We start from the raw sequence: 18,140 nt of genomic DNA on the forward strand, positions 1-18,140 counted from the left end.
CTTTTTTCCGGAGCGACGTCATGTCCCTGCCTAGCTTGCGCCTCAAAGCCAACGCCGACCGTCGCCTGCGCGCCGGCCATCTGTGGGTCTACAGCAATGAAATCGATGTAGCCGCCACCCCTCTTCACGGTTTTGCAGCTGGCGATCAAGCCATTCTCGAAGCCGCCGGCGGCAAGCCGCTGGGCATCGTCGCCATGAGCCCCAACAACCTGATCTGCGCCCGTCTGTTGTCGCGCGACGTCAAGTTGCCGCTGGACAAGTCGCTACTGGTTCACCGGCTGAACGTCGCGCTGTCGCTGCGTGATCGCCTGTTCGACAAACCGTTCTATCGTCTGGTCTACGGCGACTCGGACCTGCTGCCGGGTCTGGTGGTGGATCGCTTCGGTGACATCCTCGTCGTGCAAATGGCCTCGGCCACCATGGAACACCATAAGGACGACGTGATCGCCGCGCTGGTCCAGGTGCTCAAGCCAAGCGGCATCCTGTTCAAGAACGACTCGGCCGCCCGCGATGCCGAAGGCCTGAATCGCTACGTCGAGACCGTGTTCGGTCTGGTTCCGGAATGGGTAGCCCTGGAAGAGAACGGCGTGCAGTTCGAAGCGCCGGTCATGGCTGGCCAGAAGACCGGCTGGTTCTACGATCACCGCATGAACCGTGCGCGCCTGGCACCTTACGTCAAAGGCAAGCGCGTGCTGGACTTGTACAGCTACATCGGCGGCTGGGGTATCCAGGCTGCTGCGTTCGGCGCCAGCGACGTCACCTGCGTCGATGCGTCCTCTTTTGCCCTCGACGGCGTGGAGCGCAATGCCGCGCTGAACGGCTTTGCCGAGAAGCTGACCTGCATCGAAGGTGACGTGTTCGAGGCACTTAAAGAGTTGAAGGCAAGCGAAGAGCGTTTCGACGTGATCGTGGCCGACCCGCCTGCGTTCATCAAGCGCAAGAAGGACATGAAAAACGGTGAAGGTGCCTACCGCCGCCTGAACGAGCAAGCCATGCGCCTGCTCACCAAGGACGGCATTCTGGTCAGCGCCTCGTGCTCGATGCACCTGCCGGAAGACGACCTGCAAAACATCCTGCTGACCAGCGCCCGTCATCTGGACCGCAACATCCAGCTGCTGGAGCGTGGAGGCCAGGGCCCGGATCATCCGGTGCATCCTGCCATTGCAGAAACGCGTTATATCAAGAGCATCACCTGCCGACTGTTGCCCAACAGTTGATCGACTGACCGGGTCGGCTCTATTGCGACCCGGTGCACGATGTCAGCTCAAGCCTGTCTTGAGCTGATCGCCCGCCATTGAAAACATCTCGATACACCCCTCTACAAACGCGATAAACATATATCGCACGTCGTCTTTTCGCACTGATAAATTGTCACCGTCCTGTCAGCAAACACCAACAAGATGCGAATCAGGACAACACTCAAAATGGACTTTGTTTAATTTAAATGGATTTAAAATCATGACTGACTCTAAAAATGTTGACTACATCCGCGACGACTTGAACAGCTTGTCTGCTGACCAGCTGTCCAAAGGCCTGCTTTCCCCGGAAGGCGCAGACCTTATCCAGCGAGTCATCAATGCTCCAGTCGCCTCCGATGAAGACGGCATCACCATCGGTCGTTTCGTTATGCCGCTTCATGGCGGTGCCACCCTGATCCGACTGTTTGTGATCCGCGGCCCGGAAGGTCAGCACATTCTTTATGTGCCTGAACAGCCTGCCGCCCCAACCGATCGCATTTTCCACGAGAACCATGACTGGACACGCACCTGTTATGTCCTGGGTGAATTTCTGGGCAAACCGGGCGGTCTGGAATACATGCTGGACCTGGTGCCTGAAGATCAACGCGGTCAGGTAGTGGATTATTTCGAAGAAATCACTCGTCTGCCTTCCGCGTGGAACAAAAGCGCACTGGCCCTGCAAACGGTTGATGGCGAAACCTACCTGCATCAGATTCAGGCAATTGTGAATCGTTGATTAATCACGTCTGATTTAAAAACTGCCGACAGGGCCCTGTCGGCAGTTTTTATTTAAATAATGTTCTGTTGGACCGCTGCATTCGTTGATGCAGCTGTGGGCTTCAAAGCACCGAGATTTCAGCGCGATTAAATCCTGATAAAAGCTCAAAAAACCTGCTCGAGCCTATCATCTCAGGTGCATTTAATGGCCATGCCGCACCCATCATCTTATTAAGCTTCGTTCATGCCAACACTGCGTGAGCGGTGTAGAATCGCTCCTATTCATCGCCAGTCATCCCCCGGCGGGTTTATGAGCTCAGGCCGAGTACACGGTGATCCCGTGGTTTTCGGTTTCTTCGCTGCATCCGGTCACTGCCGCCTGCGAGCGACGTCAATAGAAGCTCACTCCCTTCCTGATCAGCCTTATTTTTGCCGGAGTGCTCCAATGCCTGATTACCGCTCGAAAACGTCCACCCACGGCCGCAACATGGCCGGCGCCCGTGCCCTCTGGCGCGCCACGGGCATGAAGGACGAAGATTTCAAGAAACCGATCATCGCCATCGCCAACTCCTTCACCCAGTTCGTACCGGGCCACGTGCACCTGAAAGACATGGGTCAACTGGTAGCCCGCGAAGTCGAACGCGCCGGTGGCGTGGCCAAGGAATTCAACACCATTGCGGTGGATGACGGCATCGCCATGGGCCATGACGGCATGCTGTATTCGCTGCCGAGCCGCGAAATCATCGCCGACTCCGTGGAATACATGGTCAACGCCCACTGCGCGGACGCAATTGTCTGTATCTCCAACTGCGACAAGATAACCCCTGGCATGCTGATGGCGTCTTTGCGCCTCAATATTCCGGTGATTTTCGTGTCCGGCGGACCGATGGAAGCCGGCAAGACCAAACTGGCCAGCCATGGCCTGGATCTGGTCGATGCCATGGTCATTGCCGCCGACTCGACTGCCAGCGATGAAAAAGTCGCCGAATACGAACGCAGCGCCTGCCCGACGTGCGGTTCGTGCTCGGGCATGTTCACCGCCAACTCGATGAACTGCCTGACCGAAGCACTGGGTCTGGCGTTGCCGGGCAACGGTTCCGCACTCGCCACTCACAGTGACCGTGAGCAACTGTTCCTGCAGGCGGGCCGCACCATTGTCGACCTGTGCAGACAGTACTACACCCAAAACGATGACTCGGTGCTGCCGCGCAACATCGCCAACTTCAAGGCGTTCGAGAATGCCATGACGCTGGACATCGCCATGGGCGGCTCGACCAACACCATCCTGCACTTGCTGGCCGCCGCTCAGGAAGCCGAGATCGACTTCGACCTGCGCCACATCGACCGCCTGTCGCGCAAGGTGCCGCAGCTCTGCAAGGTCGCGCCGAACATCCAGAAGTACCACATGGAAGACGTGCACCGCGCAGGCGGGATTTTCAGTATCCTTGGCGAACTGGCGCGCGGCGGTCTGTTGCACACAGACCTGCCGACCGTGCACAGCAAGACCCTGGCCGAAGGCATCGCGAAGTGGGACATCACCCAGACTGACGACGAGGCGGTTCACACCTTCTTCAAGGCAGGCCCGGCAGGCATCCCGACGCAAACCGCGTTCAGCCAGTCGACCCGCTGGGAAAGTCTGGATGACGACCGTGAAAACGGCTGCATCCGTAGCGTTGAGCACGCTTACTCGCAGGAAGGCGGCCTGGCCGTGCTGTACGGCAACATCGCACTGGATGGCTGCGTAGTGAAAACCGCAGGTGTCGACGAGTCGATCCACGTGTTCGAAGGCAATGCCAAGATTTTCGAAAGCCAGGACAGCGCTGTGCGCGGCATCCTTGCTGACGAAGTGAAGGCTGGCGACATCGTGATCATCCGCTACGAAGGCCCGAAAGGCGGCCCGGGCATGCAGGAAATGCTCTACCCGACCTCGTACCTGAAATCCAAAGGTCTGGGCAAGGATTGTGCGCTGCTCACCGATGGTCGTTTCTCGGGCGGTACCTCGGGTCTGTCCATCGGCCACGCATCGCCTGAAGCCGCTGCTGGTGGAGCAATCGGTCTGGTACGCGATGGCGACAAGGTACTGATCGACATTCCGAATCGCTCGATCAACCTGTTGATCGACGACGCTGAAATGGCCGAGCGCCGTGCAGAGCAGGACAAGAAAGGCTGGAAGCCGGTCGAGTCGCGCCCTCGCAAAGTGACCACTGCCCTCAAGGCCTACGCCCTGCTGGCAACCAGTGCCGACAAAGGCGCAGTGCGTGACAAGGCGTTGCTGGACAAGCTGGTGCCTTAAGCAGCATCGGTAATGCAAAAAGCCCGGCAGAGATGCCGGGCTTTTTGTTGGGCCAATGGAACGCGTGTGCCCTTAAAAGCGGAAGCGGAGCGTAGGAACGATCAGCGTGATCTCAAGCACGCCTCCGAGTTATACCCGAGTCTTGCTGCGACCACGGACTGTGGGAGGCGGCTTGCCGGCGATGCTTTTTCTGNGGACTTGTGTATAACGATGAGCGCAGAGCGTGGGGACGATCATCATCGTATTCCTCACTGAATCTCGTCCGGTTTGACGATCACCCAGTTCTTGTCGGCAGTCACCGGCAATCCTTCCTTGGCCTGGGCTTCGGCGTTCTTCTTCATCATGCCGTTCAACTGCGTCATGTATTTGTCCTTGCGGTTGACCCACAAATGCACGCCGCCTTTGTTGACGTCGACGCTGTGGAACAGCATGTAGCCGTCACTCGTCGGGGTATCGCCGCCCACCAGCACCGGTTTTTTCCATTCGTCGATGTAGGTCAGGATGGCCGCCTGTTTGCCTGCCATCCAGGTCGCAGGCGTCCACAGGTAAGGCGTCAGCTCCAGGCCCATGTTGCTTTTCGCATCATATTTGCCAGCCGTGATCTGTTTGCGCGCCGTGGTCAGGTCGCCGGTTTTCCTGTCCTTGAGCAGCAGCGAAACGCCGATCACGTTCTCTGGCTTGACGTTGTAGCCGTACTTGGGATCGGAGGCGACCATACGCACCAGCTCTTCGGAGGCAGCGGTCATCACGTAGACGTCGATGCCGTTTTCCATCAGCTTCTTGTACAGCTCGGTCTGGCCGGTGAACACGCGGGGCGGTTCGACGTTCAGCTGTTTGACGGTATCGCCATCGTAGTAAGTCGCAGGGATCGGCTTGTCGAGCGCCATCAGCTCATCCACGTAGCCTTTGAGTTCCTTCAGGGTGAAACCTGAAAACACCTGAGCGACCCATGGATAGCAGACCATGTCGTCGACCTCGCAGAGGCGATAGTAGTAACTGAACAGGCTTTCCTTGTGCTCGGCGGTGTCTTTGAACGGCATCAGCTTCAAGGAAGGATCAAGCTTCTCCCGGGTGATCAGGCCTTTATTTTCCATGTACGGCAACAGCGACTCTTCGAGGTCGAAGCGGTAGCTGGTGTTGTCCATGTCAAAGACTGCGTAGTTACCCTTGTTGGCGTTGGCGGCGATCATCGCATCGAGTGCTTTCGCGGCGGGCTCGGGCCAATGCGTCAATTCGGTGGCGGCGAAAGCCTGGCTGGCCAGCCCGACACAAAGTGCAGCAAACAGCATTTTTGGCGCGAGTTTCATGAGCGAAGTCCCCTTCTCAAAAATTCGAAGGGTCAGACCGTAACAAAATATTATGAACGCGAAAGTGCGCGAGCGACCTTTGAGGCGTCAGAAGACGTCATTTACCCCATTGATCACGACAGCAAAACCAAAAACGACAGTTTTGTGACATTTTGTTTGCTGCCGCATCACCGCTGATGGTTCAGGCCCGCTCCCACACTTCGAAGTTGTAGGCGGGTTTGTCTTCGACGGCGGGGTTTTCAGTGTTGGAAACCAGCTTCCACTGCACCTGATCGAACTCGGGAAACCAGGCATCGCCTTCCGGACTCAACGCCACGCGCGTCAGATACAAACGATCCGCCTGAGCCAGCCCCTGGGTGTACAACTGAGCACCACCTATCAGCATGACTTCATCGACGCCCTGCTCGTGCGCCCACTGCTGGGCACGCGCCACAGCGGCGTCCAGCGAAGCAAAAACCTCGGCACCCTCGAGCTGAAGGTCTGTCTGGCGGCTGACCACCAGATTCAGGCGCCCCGGCAGCGGACGGCCCAGCGATTCCCAGGTCTTGCGGCCCATGATGATCGGCTTGCCGAGGGTCGTCGCCTTGAAGTATTTGAAGTCCCCCGGCAAATGCCAGGGCATGGAATTGTCGACGCCGATCACTCGGTTTTCACCAAGGGCGGCAATCAGGCTGAGGGGGAGATGAGTATTCATCGAGCGAGGATATCAGAGCACACGCAGCAAGCCACTGAACTGTTACACGCCGTGCTCAGTCCCATGACAGCGGTTATGCTCACCGCTGAATTCCTTGAAGAGACGCCGTGTGACTGCGCTGACACCCCTCGATACCCTCTGGCTGACCGAAGCTGTGCGCCTGCGTGAAAAACAAGCGGGGACGCTCGACGATCAGGAGGCCAACCGCCGCGCACGCGCTGGCGAAGGTGACCTCACGACCCGCATCACTCAGCGAGCCTTGTGGCTGGCGGAGCGCGACGGCATGGTTGCCGCGCTGCATCACTGGAAACAGGGCGCGCGGCTGGCCCTGATGGCGCTGGCCGTGCTGGCGGTCATGAGTGGTGCTGGGCTGGCTTTCGCTGCCATGGGCGATGGCCAGACGCCGGTCAATGTGTTCTGGGCGCTGGGAAGCCTGCTTGGCTTGAACCTGATGCTGCTGATCAGTTGGACGTTGGGACTGATCTTCGCCGGACGCAATAACAGCGGGCTTGGCCGACTCTGGTTATGGCTGAGCGAAAAACTCGCCCGCGATGCACAGGCAGCGCAGCTGGCACCCGCGCTGATTCTGCTGTTGCAACGCAAACGCCTGAATCGCTGGGTCTTGGGACTGGTGGTCAACAGCCTGTGGCTGATCGCACTGCTCAGCGCGCTGGTGGTGCTGTTGATGCTGATGTCGACCCGGCGCTACGGGTTTGTCTGGGAAACCACCATTCTGAGCAGCGATACCTTCGTCAGCCTGACCCAGGCGCTGAGTACGATCCCGGCCTGGCTGGGTTTCAGCGTGCCGGACGAATCGATGATTCGCGCCAGCGGCAACGGTGCATTGAGTATCGAAAACGCTCGCCAGGCCTGGGCGGCGTGGCTGGTTGGCGTGCTGCTGGTCTATGGCATCCTGCCGCGCCTGATGCTGGCCGCGCTTTGCCTGTGGCGCTGGAAAAGCGGCCGCGCTGGCCTGCGACTCGATCTGGAACAGCCCGATTACCTTGAGCTGCGCGAACGGCTGATGCCAAGCAGCGAGCGCCTGGGCGTCAACGATGCCGAGCCCGCAATGCTGCATCAGATTCAGCGCGACGCAGGGATTGCTCAAAGCGACGGCGCCCTGCTGGTGGCCATCGAGCTGGACGACCAACAGGTCTGGCCGCCTCATCTGCCCGCTGGCGTTGCCAACGCAGGTGTTCTGGACAGCCGCGAATCGCGACACAAACTGTTGGAACAGCTGACCCAATACCCGCCCGCGCGCCTGCTCATTGCCTGCGACCCACGTCGCTCGCCGGATCGCGGCAGCCTTGCGCTGATCGCGGAACTCGCGCGCTGCGCCGGAGCAACCCGCGTCTGGCTGCTGCCTGCGCCCGCCGGACAAACCCTGGACCCCGAGCGGCTGGATGACTGGCATGTCGCGCTGGATCAACTGCAACTGCCCTGGGCAGACCATATGCCCATGAGCTGGCTGGAGACAGGTCATGAGTGATGCGCGCAAGTCCGGTCCCATCAAGCTTGCAGTGGTCGGCCACACCAATGTGGGCAAGACCTCCTTGCTGCGCACCCTGACGGGCGATGTGACGTTCGGCGAAGTGTCCCATCGCCCCAGCACCACACGGCATGTCGAAGGTGCTCGTCTCTCGGTGGACGGTCAGGCCACGGTCGAGCTTTATGACACGCCTGGCCTGGAAGATGCCATCGCCCTGCTCGACTATCTGGAGCGTTTGGACCGCCCCGGTGAACGGCTGGACGGCCCGGCTCGACTGGAACGCTTTCTGGAAGGCAGCGAAGCTCGCCAACGCTTCGAGCAGGAAGCCAAAGTGCTGCGACAGTTGCTCGATTCGAATGCGGGTCTGTATGTCATCGATGCCCGCGAACCGGTGCTGTCCAAATACCGCGACGAACTGGCCGTGCTCGCCAGTTGCGGGAAACCCTTATTGCCAGTGCTCAATTTCGTCAGTGCGCAGCAACACCGCGAGCCTGAATGGCGCGAAGCCCTCTCACGTCTCGGTCTGCACGCGCTGGTGCGTTTCGACAGCGTCGCCCCTCCTGAAGACGGCGGGCGGCGGCTATATGAAAGTCTGGCGCTCATGCTGGAAAGCGCACGCCCGCAGTTGGAGCGTCTGATCGAGGATCAGGAGAAACAGCGTCAAGCCAAACGACACAGCGCAGCGCGCCTTATCGCGGAAATGCTGATCGACTGCGCAGCCTGTCGGCGCAGCGTCGAAACCACGCCTGATCAGGAGAAACAGGCCATCGAAGCATTACGTCAGGCGGTCCGTCAGCGTGAACAGCAGTGCGTCGAAGCGCTGCTCAAGCTGCATGCGTTTCGCAAGGATGACGTGACCGCCAGCGACCTGCCGTTGATGGACGGACGCTGGGGTGATGACCTGTTCAACCCCGAAACCCTCAAACTGATGGGCGTACGCGTCGGCGGCGGCGTGGCAGCAGGCGCTGCGGCCGGAGCAGGCGTGGACCTGATGGTCGGCGGCGTCACACTGGGCGCGGCTGCGCTGGTAGGTGCCATTGCCGGCGGCGCCCTGCTGACCGCCCGCAGCTACGGCGGACGTCTGCTGGGCAAACTCAAGGGCCACCGGGAACTGACCGTCGACGACGCCGTACTGCGCCTGCTCGCACTGCGACAACGTCATCTGCTGCTCGCACTGGGCGTCAGAGGCCATGCGGCGATCAACAGCATCGAACTGACCACACCGCAAGACAAGACCTGGCGTAAGGGCAAACTGCCCGAACCCTTGTCACGATCCCGAGCCCACCCGCAATGGTCATCACTGAACCCGCGTGCGCGGCTGAATCAGGCTGAACGGCAGGAAGCGATCGATGGGTTGGCCGAGGTGATTTTGCAGGGGTGAGCCGTCAAACCTGCCCGTTCGTCACGATTCGCATAGCAGAGTATCCAAATGCATTCCGAGTCCTGGCGTGTGCATCCGAACAATCGATGAATGGGTCGCGACCACGTTATTGGCGGCTGTACAGATATCTTTTGAAGTATTTTGGCAAGACTTGCGTGCTCCAGATTCAATTTCGACCGCTACTCTTCATCGTGTCGCTAACCGCTTCCTACTCGTTACCGAGAGGGCAGGCTGGAAAAATGGAGTGTTGGTGGAATTCACGGATGATGACAAGAGACTCTGGAACGAAGCGATCAAGTTCGCGAGGCAAAACAAGAAGGCTATAGGGAGAAAGCTGACCTCACTGGATCTTTACCCGGCAGAGGACGAGCCCGTATCGGTTTTCATGTCCGGATCCCCTGGAGCAGGTAAGACAGAAGCGTCGATTGCTCTTTTGAATCTCTTTACAAGCTCGTCTATTTTACGAATAGACCCAGACGAGCTACGCGCTGAATTTGATCTCTACACCGGGGGTAACGCGTACCTGTTCCAAGGTGGCATCTCAATTCTGATTTCCAAGATTATCGATCTGGCACTATCGCAGCAGCAGTCTTTTCTGCTGGATGGGACGCTTGCAAAAATCGACATTGCACGGAGCAATGTCGAAAGATCCTTGGAGAAAGGACGCTACGTTCAAGTGCTGTATGTCTATCAAAACCCGTTGCTTGCCTGGGAGTTCGTCAAGGCTCGAGAGCAGGCAGAGGGCAGGCGTATCCTCGCTGACCATTTCGTCGAGCAATACTTCTCCGCACGTGACGTCGTGAACACGCTTAAGCTAGAGTATGGAAAACATGTGCATGTCGATCTGCTTCTAAAGCACATAGATAACTCAGCCCGCCTTTACAAGGCGGGCGTGGACAGGATTGACTACCATATCCCCGAGCGCTATACCCGCGATGAGCTGGCAGCTGCGCTGGAAAACGTCTCACCTCAGGAGCCAGTCAATGAAGCTTCCAAATCCGCATTCCGAGAAGGCCAAGAATCCTTTCGCGGAATTCATTCGCAACGCGAAGTCCGATGAAAAAAAGCGTATTTACAGTGTTGTTCTGACTGAGGCGACCAAGCGCCAGAACGAGATCATCGCGCAGGTTAAAAACGCCTGACAGCGACCGCTCAATAAAAAACCCGCATCTCTGCGGGTTTTTTTATTGCTTCAAGGAATCAGCCCTTGAACACGTCGTCCACGCTGGTCAGCGGGTAGTGCTTCGGATATGGCAGGGTGGCTACGCCGCTTTCGATAGCGGCCTTGGCAACTGCTTCGGCGATACGGCCCAGCAGGCGGGTGTCCATTGGTTTCGGGATGATGTACTCACGACCGAATTCCAGCTTGATGCCGCCGTACGCGTCGCACACTTCCTGAGGAACCGGCAGTTTGGCCAGTTCGCGCAGGGCGTTGGCTGCGGCGATCTTCATTTCTTCGTTGATGCGCTTGGCGCGAACGTCCAGAGCACCACGGAAGATGAACGGGAAGCCCAGTACGTTGTTGACCTGGTTCGGGTAGTCCGAACGGCCGGTCGCCATGATCACGTCGCTGCGAGTGGCGTGAGCCAGTTCCGGAGAGATTTCCGGATCAGGGTTCGAGCAGGCGAACACGATCGGATCCTTGGCCATCAGCTTGAGGTTTTCAGCGCTCAGCAGGTTAGGACCGGACAGGCCCACGAACACGTCAGCACCTTCCAGTGCATCGGTCAGCGTGCGCTTCTCGGTGGCGTGTGCGAACACAGCCTTGTACTGGTTCAGGTCGGTACGGCCGGAGTGGATCACGCCGGTGCGGTCGATCATGAAGATGTTTTCGATCTTCGCACCCATGCTCACCAGCAGCTTCATGCAGGAGATGGCGGCAGCGCCAGCGCCCAGGCAGACGATCTTCGCGGTCTCGAGGGATTTGCCGACGATTTCCAGTGCGTTGATCATGCCGGCTGCGGTCACGATAGCGGTGCCGTGCTGGTCATCGTGGAACACCGGGATGTCACACTGTTCGATCAGCGCTTTCTCGATTTCAAAGCACTCAGGTGCCTTGATGTCTTCCAGATTGATGCCGCCGAAAGTGATCGAGATGCGCTTGACGGTGTCGATGAAGGCCTGTGGGCTTTCGGAATCGACTTCGATATCGAAAACGTCGATACCGGCGAAACGCTTGAACAGAACCCCTTTGCCTTCCATGACCGGCTTGGAGGCCAACGGGCCCAGATCGCCGAGGCCGAGGATTGCGGTGCCATCGGAGATAACTGCTACCAGGTTGCCTTTGCCGGTGTACTTGTAAGCCAGCTCAGGGTCACGGGCAATTTCACGCACGGGTTCAGCAACGCCAGGGCTGTAGGCCAGAGCCAGGTCACGAGCGGTTGCGGTCGGCTTGGTGAGTTCTACGCTCAGCTTCCCTGGACGGGGATTGGCATGGTAATCGAGCGCGGCAGTTTTCAAATCTGACATGTATTGGATTCCGCTTTTTTTACTGTGGGACAGACGGACCGCCGAGGATACGCAAGATGCATAGTCCTAACAAGACTGACCAGTCACTGCTGTCAAGGGGCGAGAAGTTAGACTTTCCGCTAAGGCACTGGAAACACAAAAAGCCGAACCGCTCGTCGAAAGGCCCGGGATTGCAGGCGATGCCTAGGGGTTGAGCATGGCCGGATGGGTCAGCGGCATCAGCCAGCGAGCCTGTCCTGACTGTAGACCACCACGCCGGGAACGGTCCACCACCCAGCCACGCGCCTCGATCCGTTGACCCTTGAGCCGCTCAAGCTTCGCCACATCGAAGGCAGACAGCAGGTCAGGGGCAACGCGTAACACCAGTGAACCGTCGAGTTCGATCCAGACGCCGCCGCGATTGCGCTGAACGCTCTTCACACGACCGGTCACCACGGCAAAGCCGCCTTTTTTGATCCGATTGGCAGCTTGCACAGGCGAGTTGCGCCACAGGCCCAGTCTGGCCTGACGCGCCTGACGCTCGGCGCTCTGCTGGCAATCGACCAGCGCCGTATTGGGTGCAAAGGCGACCAGATAGCCGAGCCCTTCGCTGAGCAGCTGCGCTTCCAGGTTGGTGCCGTTGCGGCTGTAGACGTTGGCCAGCGTGCGACCATAGCGATCCTTGGCCTGCTGGCCGATCTGCAGGCGGACCTGATCGCCGCTGTCTTTGACCAGCGCCTGCAGACGTCGCTTGCCCGCTTCGGCAAACGGCTCGGCGGATTGACCGCGCTTGCCGGTCTCGGGGGTATTGAGACCAATCATTCGCACGCTGCGGCCATCGCTCAGGCGCAGGGTGTCGCCATCCACCACCCGCTGCACCTTTGCAACAGGCAGATCGGCCGGTGCGGGGCAGAACGCCTGCGCGTCGGACAGCCAAATCGCGGACATAAAAAAGACGCCCACAAGGGGCGTCTTTTCAAGCAGTCTGGAAATGCCCAAGAGGCAGCCAGTCTTACTTCGCTTTGGTTGCGCCGAACGCACCGAAACGGGATTTGAACTTGTCGACACGGCCGCCGATGTCAAGCGTCTTCTGCTTGCCAGTGTAGAACGGGTGGCACTCGTTGCACACGTCGAGGCTCAAAGGGCCGGCGAGAGTGGAACGGGTTTTGATGACATTGCCGCAGCTGCAGGTTGCGTCAATGGCTTCGTAAACTGGATGGATATCAGCTTTCATCGGTACTTCCTCAGTCTAGCGTGCCGCCACCCAACACTATTGTTGAATACCGCACGGAAATAGGCCGTGGATAGTATCAGACAATCAAAACGACGCAAGCGAACCTTTGCACCGGTCGTCTGCTAAGATCGCCCATCGCCCACGACCGACACAGGGAAACACCGCGTGCCCGACGCCATCCTGCGCCTTGCCCTGCCCTCGCCGCTTCGCCGACTGTTCGATTACCGCGCCCCCGCTGGCGTGTCGCGCAGCGCCCTGCAGCCCGGCATGCGGTTGCGAGTGCCATTTGGTCGGCGGGAAATGATCGGCATTCTGGTCGAGGTCGTGGATCACAGCGAAGTACCCGCTGAAAAATTGAAACCGGCCATTGCCTTGCTGGACAGCCAGGCGCCATTGCCTCCTGCGCTGTTCAAGCTGTGCCTGTGGACGTCCCAGTATTATCAGCACAGCCTGGGCGACACCTTGAGCTGGGCGTTGCCGGTGTTGCTGCGTCAGGGCGAACTGGCCGAAACCCGCCAGGAACGCTTCTGGCACGTATCACCCGGCGCCAGCGTCGACGACTCGCGCATCGCCCGCGCGCCCAAGCAGCGCGAGGCCCTGACCACCCTCGCCCAGCATCCCCATGGCGTAGCGCATCAACTGCTCAGCAAGCTGATGCTTAATAAAGACAGCCTCAACCTGTTGCTGGCCAAGGAACTGGTGTACGTCGAAGTGCGCAGCCACGCGCCCAGTGCGCGACATGAACACTGGCTGGCCCAGCCGGAATTGCCGCTCAACACCGAACAGCGCGCCGCCTATGAAGCCATTCGCGCCGGGTTCGACAGCTTCCATGCGTTTCTGCTGGCGGGCGTGACGGGCAGCGGCAAGACCGAAGTCTATCTGCAGTTGATCCGCGAGACGCTGGAAGCCGGCAAGCAGGCGCTGGTACTGATTCCGGAAATCAACCTCGGGCCGCAGACCCTGGCGCGTTTCGAACAGCGCTTCAATGCACGTATTGCGCTGGTGCATTCGGCCGTCAACGACCGCGAGCGACTGGACGCCTGGCTGGCGGCGCGCGACGGCGAGGCCGACATTATTATCGGCACCCGTTCGGCGCTGTTCACGCCCATGAAGAACCCGGGCCTGATCATCATCGACGAAGAGCACGACGGTTCCTATAAACAGCAGGAAGGCCTGCGCTATCACGCCCGCGATCTGGCGCTGGTGCGCGCCCGTCAGGAAAACATCCCGATTGTGCTCGGTTCGGCGACGCCATCACTGGAAAGCCTGCACAACGCCTACACCGGCCGTTATGGCCTGCTGCGCCTGAATCAGCGGGCCGGTGGTGCACAGCAACCGCGCTTTTTGCGACTGGACGTAAAGAGTCGTCCACTGGACAGCGGCATCTCCGGGCCGATGCAACAGGCCATCGGCCAGACGCTCGCGGCAGGCCAGCAAGTGCTGGTGTTCCTCAACCGCCGTGGTTTTGCACCGACCTTGCTGTGCCACGATTGTGGCTGGATGTCCGGCTGTCAGCGCTGCGACGCGCGCATGACCGTGCACCAGCGCTCCGGCGAGTTGCGCTGTCACCACTGCGGATACGTTGAACGAGTGCCGCGTCAGTGCCCCTCGTGCGGCAAGGTGGATCTGCGACCGGTCGGTGCAGGCACCGAGCGCGCTGAAGAACGCCTGGCGATTCTGTTTCCGGATTACCCGGTGCTGCGCGTCGATCGCGACAGCACCTCGCGCAAGGATGCGATGAACCAGCTGTTCGCGACCATCCAGCGCGGCCAGCCGTGCATTCTGGTGGGTACCCAGATGCTCGCCAAAGGTCACCACTTCCCCCGCGTTACGCTGGTGTCCATTCTGGACGCTGACGGCGGGCTGTTCTCCGGCGACTTCCGGGCCAGCGAGCGCATGGCACAACTGATCGTGCAGGTCGCCGGGCGTGCAGGCCGGGCTGAAGAACCGGGCAAGGTGATTATCCAGACGCACCTGGCCGACCATCCGCTGTTGATCCAGCTCACCGAACAGGGCTATTTCGCGTTCGCCGAGCAGGCCCTGAGCGAACGCCGCTCCGCCGGACTGCCGCCGTTCTCGCACCTGGCATTGCTGCGCGCCGAAGCGCACAAGCCCGGGCAGGCCGAGGAGTTTCTGGATCAGGCTTGCAGTGAAGCCGAACGACTGCTGGCTGACATGAGCCTGGGCGGCATCGAACTGCTCGGCCCGGTGCCCGCCCCCATGGAGCGCCGCGCGGGACGTTATCGTGCGCAACTGCTGCTGCAGTCCAGCGCCCGCGCGCCGCTGCACAAATTGCTGAGCCAGTGGCTGATTGTCCTGGAGCAAATGCCCAGCGGCAGGCAGGTCCGGTGGTCGCTGGACGTGGATCCGGTGGATCTGTACTGAGCTACCTACGTGAATAAACGCGGCTTTTGTGGGGGGCGACTTGCTGGCGATACGATCATTCAGGCGATCTGTCGGTGACTGAGCCTCCGCTATCGCCGGCAAGCCGCCTCTTATCAAACAACACGTAATCTGCTGAATGGAAACGTTTTTTTGTGGGAGGNGCCCACTCAGTTAAGCGCCTACAAACCAACACGGTTGGCAACAAGGCTTGAGCAACGGATAATGCGGAGTTTTTCCACCCGCGCATCCAGGCGCCACCGCGCTTGCGGTCGAAGAGAGCATCATGAAAGACACCATTCGTCAGCTGATCCAACAAGCCCTGACCCGTCTCGTCACCGAGGGCGTCTTGCCAGAAGGGCTGACGCCGGCGATTCAGGTAGAGAACGCTCGCGACAAGACCCACGGGGACTTCGCCAGCAATATCGCGATGATGCTCGCCAAGCCTGCCGGGATGAAGCCGCGTGATCTGGCTGAAAAGCTGATTGCCGCGCTGCCCGCCGATGAGCAGGTCAGCAAGGTGGAAATCGCAGGCCCCGGCTTTCTGAATTTCTTCCAGAACACTCAGGCCCTGGCCGCGCGTCTGGACGCAGCCCTGGCGGACCCACAGCTTTCGGTGCGTAAGGCAGGCCCGGCGCAGCGTGTGGTGGTCGACCTGTCGGCACCGAACCTGGCCAAGGAAATGCACGTCGGCCACCTGCGCTCGACCATCATTGGTGACGGCGTAGCCAACGTACTCGCTTTTCTGGGCGACACCGTCATTCGCCAGAACCATGTCGGCGACTGGGGTACCCAGTTCGGCATGCTGCTGGCGTATCTTCAGGAAAAACCGGCGACCAGTGACGAATTGTCTGACCTGGAAAACTTCTACCGCGCCGCGAAGCAGCGCTTCGACGAATCCGAAGCGTTCGCCGAGCGCGCTCGCGGGCTGGTGGTCAAGTTGCAGGGCGGCGATGCCGAGTGCCTGGCGCTGTGGAAACGCTTCAACGAGATCTCTCTGTCGCACTGCCAGAAGACCTACGAGCGCCTCAACGTCAATCTGACCCCGGCCGATGTCATGGGCGAAAGCGCCTACAACGACGATCTGACCAATGTGGTCAGCGACTTGAAAGCCGCAGGCCTGCTGGTGGAAAGCAATGGCGCCCTGTGCGTGTTCCTCGAAGAATTCCGCACCGCCGAAGACACGCCCCTGCCGGTGATCGTACAGAAAGCCGGTGGCGGCTATCTGTACGCCACCACTGACCTTGCCGCCATTCGTTATCGCAGCAAGGTGCTCAAGGCTGACCGTGCGCTGTACTTCGTCGACCAGCGTCAGGCGCTGCACTTCCAGCAAGTATTTGAAGTAGCGCGCCGCGCAGGCTTCGTTCATGAAGGCATGCAGCTGGAGCACATGGGCTTCGGCACCATGAACGGCGCCGACGGGCGTCCGTTCAAGACGCGCGATGGCGGTACGGTCAAGCTGATCGATCTGCTCGACGAAGCCGAAGAGCGTGCCTACACGCTGGTGAAAGAAAAGAATCCCGAGGTCGCGGAAGCCGAGCTGCGCAGCATCGCCAAGGCGGTGGGTATCAGCGCAGTGAAGTACGCCGACCTGTCCAAGCACCGCACCAGCGACTACAGCTTCAACTTCGACCAGATGCTGAGCTTCGAAGGCAACACCGCGCCTTACCTGCTCTACGCCTACACTCGCGTGTCTGGCGTATTCCGCAAGCTGGGTACGCCGTTCGACGCCAGCAAAGGCAAGATCGTGCTGGAAGCGCCACAGGAGCAGGAACTGGCGGCTCGCCTGGCGCAATTCACCGAAACCCTGAATAACGTCGCAGAAAAAGGCACGCCTCACGTACTCTGTGCTTACCTGTATGACCTTGCGGGTCTGTTTTCGAGCTTTTACGAAAACTGCCCGATCCTTGGTGCCGAAAATCCCGATCAGCAACAGAGCCGCCTGCGTCTGGCAGCGTTGACCGGTCGCACCCTCAAGCAAGGCCTGGATCTGTTGGGTCTGGAAACTCTGGAGCGTATGTAAGTTGGCAGTTGCGAAGAAGAAACCGGCACCCAAGCGCGGCGCCAGCCGTTATCAGGCACCCGCGAAGAAGCCGATTCCAGGATGGCTGTGGCTGGTCATTGGTGTCACCGTCGGGGCATTCGTTGTCTTTCTGATGAAGCTCGAACCCGGCGGCGATGACATCAAGCGCGTCAAGGCTGACGCCAAGGCCGCGAAGATCGCCGAGGCGAACAAGACGCCACCGAGCCCGACGGCGCCGGTCAAACCCAAGTATGACTTCTACACCTTGCTGCCTGAGTCGGAAGTGATCGTGCCGAACGAAGCGGTGCCCGAGAAGACGCCGCCTGCGGTTGCGCCGACGGCCCCGGTTACGCCGGAGCAGGCCGCCAAGATAGACACGGCCCGCGCCCAGGCTGCGCTCAGCGGTCTGACGCCACCGCCAGCGCCTCCGGTAGCGGCAACCAAACCGGCAGCGGTGACCACGTTCTTCCTGCAGGCGGGTTCGTTCCGCAAGCAGGCCGATGCTGAAAAAGTCCGTGCGCAGATCATCCTGCTGGGCCAGACGGCGACGGTCGAATCCGGCACAGTGAAAGACGAAACCTGGTACCGCGTACTGGTCGGCCCGTTCAGCAACCGCGAACAACTGACCACGGCCCAGAAACAACTGGCGGGTGGTGGATTTAGTAACCTGTTGTTGCAGCAGCGCCAAAGCCGGTAAGGCGCGCACCAATAGTCGATAGTGCGCATACGGAGCGCTCATCGTTATACACAAGTCATCTGGCTATCCAGCGAGACAGCGGCACTGCCGTGCTTTTTTACGCNCTTTGCTATGATTTCTCAAGATTTCATCGCAAGGGTTGCCCATGAAGCGCTTCATACAAGGCGAACACCGAGGTCAAAGTACCTTGCTTCCCGAGAGTCTCGACGATTACGTCAGTGACACCAATCCGGTGCG

The 18,140-nt window shown here is 59.7% G+C and carries 15 protein-coding genes; 10 read left to right on the forward strand and 5 right to left on the reverse strand.

Going from position 1 to position 18,140, the window contains the following annotated elements:
* Positions 1-20: 20 nt before the first annotated feature.
* The 3 genes from AO065_RS15200 (at position 21) to ilvD (ending at position 4,248) form a co-directional block, all read left to right on the forward strand.
* On the forward strand, positions 21-1,217 hold the full coding sequence (locus AO065_RS15200; RefSeq protein WP_004884429.1) for a class I SAM-dependent rRNA methyltransferase: 1,197 nt from the start codon (positions 21-23) through the stop codon (positions 1,215-1,217).
* 241 nt (positions 1,218-1,458) lie between these two features.
* Entirely contained in the window at positions 1,459-1,974 is a 516-nt protein-coding gene (locus AO065_RS15205) for a dermonecrotic toxin domain-containing protein (protein WP_004884430.1), read from the forward strand.
* 426 nt (positions 1,975-2,400) lie between these two features.
* Complete coding sequence (gene ilvD / locus AO065_RS15210) at positions 2,401-4,248, forward strand: dihydroxy-acid dehydratase (protein WP_004884431.1); 1,848 nt, start codon at positions 2,401-2,403, stop codon at positions 4,246-4,248.
* A 248-nt stretch (positions 4,249-4,496) separates the two neighbouring features.
* Here ilvD and AO065_RS15215 read toward each other — a convergent pair whose 3' ends face one another.
* Positions 4,497-5,555 carry an HAD family hydrolase gene (locus AO065_RS15215; RefSeq protein ID WP_004888214.1) on the reverse strand — a complete coding sequence of 353 codons (1,059 nt, stop codon included), beginning with the start codon at positions 5,553-5,555 and terminating at the stop codon, positions 4,497-4,499.
* A 181-nt stretch (positions 5,556-5,736) separates the two neighbouring features.
* Positions 5,737-6,249 carry a dihydrofolate reductase gene (locus tag AO065_RS15220; protein ID WP_004888217.1) on the reverse strand — a complete coding sequence of 171 codons (513 nt, stop codon included), beginning with the start codon at positions 6,247-6,249 and terminating at the stop codon, positions 5,737-5,739.
* 109 nt (positions 6,250-6,358) lie between these two features.
* Here AO065_RS15220 and AO065_RS15225 point away from each other — a divergent pair, with 109 nt between their 5' ends.
* The 3 genes from AO065_RS15225 to AO065_RS15235 all read left to right on the forward strand — a co-directional run bounded on the left by AO065_RS15225 (position 6,359) and on the right by AO065_RS15235 (position 10,179).
* On the forward strand, positions 6,359-7,738 hold the full coding sequence (locus tag AO065_RS15225; protein WP_004888219.1) for a DUF2868 domain-containing protein: 1,380 nt from the start codon (positions 6,359-6,361) through the stop codon (positions 7,736-7,738).
* Complete coding sequence (locus tag AO065_RS15230; protein ID WP_004888220.1) at positions 7,731-9,119, forward strand: DUF3482 domain-containing protein; 1,389 nt, start codon at positions 7,731-7,733, stop codon at positions 9,117-9,119. The genes AO065_RS15225 and AO065_RS15230 overlap by 8 nt, the downstream gene beginning before the upstream one ends.
* 244 nt (positions 9,120-9,363) lie before the next feature.
* Positions 9,364-10,179, forward strand: coding sequence for a zeta toxin family protein (locus AO065_RS15235; protein ID WP_004888222.1), 816 nt, complete (start codon positions 9,364-9,366; stop codon positions 10,177-10,179).
* Between the two features lie 140 nt (positions 10,180-10,319).
* Here the strand turns inward: AO065_RS15235 and AO065_RS15240 are convergent, their stop codons facing one another.
* The 3 genes from AO065_RS15240 to rpmE all read right to left on the reverse strand — a co-directional run bounded on the left by AO065_RS15240 (position 10,320) and on the right by rpmE (position 12,801).
* A complete protein-coding gene (locus AO065_RS15240; RefSeq protein ID WP_004888224.1) occupies positions 10,320-11,588 on the reverse strand; it encodes a malic enzyme-like NAD(P)-binding protein in 1,269 nt (422 codons plus the stop codon).
* A 183-nt stretch (positions 11,589-11,771) separates the two neighbouring features.
* Complete coding sequence (locus AO065_RS15245) at positions 11,772-12,566, reverse strand: thermonuclease family protein (RefSeq protein ID WP_032652555.1); 795 nt, start codon at positions 12,564-12,566, stop codon at positions 11,772-11,774.
* A gap of 13 nt (positions 12,567-12,579) precedes the next feature.
* A complete protein-coding gene (gene rpmE, locus AO065_RS15250; protein ID WP_004888228.1) occupies positions 12,580-12,801 on the reverse strand; it encodes a 50S ribosomal protein L31 in 222 nt (73 codons plus the stop codon).
* Between the two features lie 165 nt (positions 12,802-12,966).
* Here rpmE and AO065_RS15255 point away from each other — a divergent pair, with 165 nt between their 5' ends.
* The 4 genes from AO065_RS15255 to AO065_RS27435 form a co-directional block, all read left to right on the forward strand.
* Positions 12,967-15,186 carry a primosomal protein N' gene (locus tag AO065_RS15255; protein ID WP_004888229.1) on the forward strand — a complete coding sequence of 740 codons (2,220 nt, stop codon included), beginning with the start codon at positions 12,967-12,969 and terminating at the stop codon, positions 15,184-15,186.
* 283 nt (positions 15,187-15,469) lie between these two features.
* The gene (gene argS, locus AO065_RS15260) at positions 15,470-17,206 is read left to right on the forward strand and encodes an arginine--tRNA ligase (RefSeq protein ID WP_004888231.1); all 1,737 of its coding nucleotides are present in this window, start codon (positions 15,470-15,472) and stop codon (positions 17,204-17,206) included.
* Between the two features lies 1 nt (position 17,207).
* Positions 17,208-17,903, forward strand: coding sequence for an SPOR domain-containing protein (locus tag AO065_RS15265; protein WP_004888232.1), 696 nt, complete (start codon positions 17,208-17,210; stop codon positions 17,901-17,903).
* Between the two features lie 145 nt (positions 17,904-18,048).
* A partial coding sequence (locus tag AO065_RS27435; RefSeq protein ID WP_238381510.1) for a hypothetical protein occupies positions 18,049-18,140 on the forward strand: 92 nt, incomplete at its 3' end.

Origin of the sequence: Pseudomonas viridiflava (assembly GCF_001642795.1) — a bacterium.
Taxonomy (GTDB): domain Bacteria; phylum Pseudomonadota; class Gammaproteobacteria; order Pseudomonadales; family Pseudomonadaceae; genus Aquipseudomonas; species Aquipseudomonas viridiflava.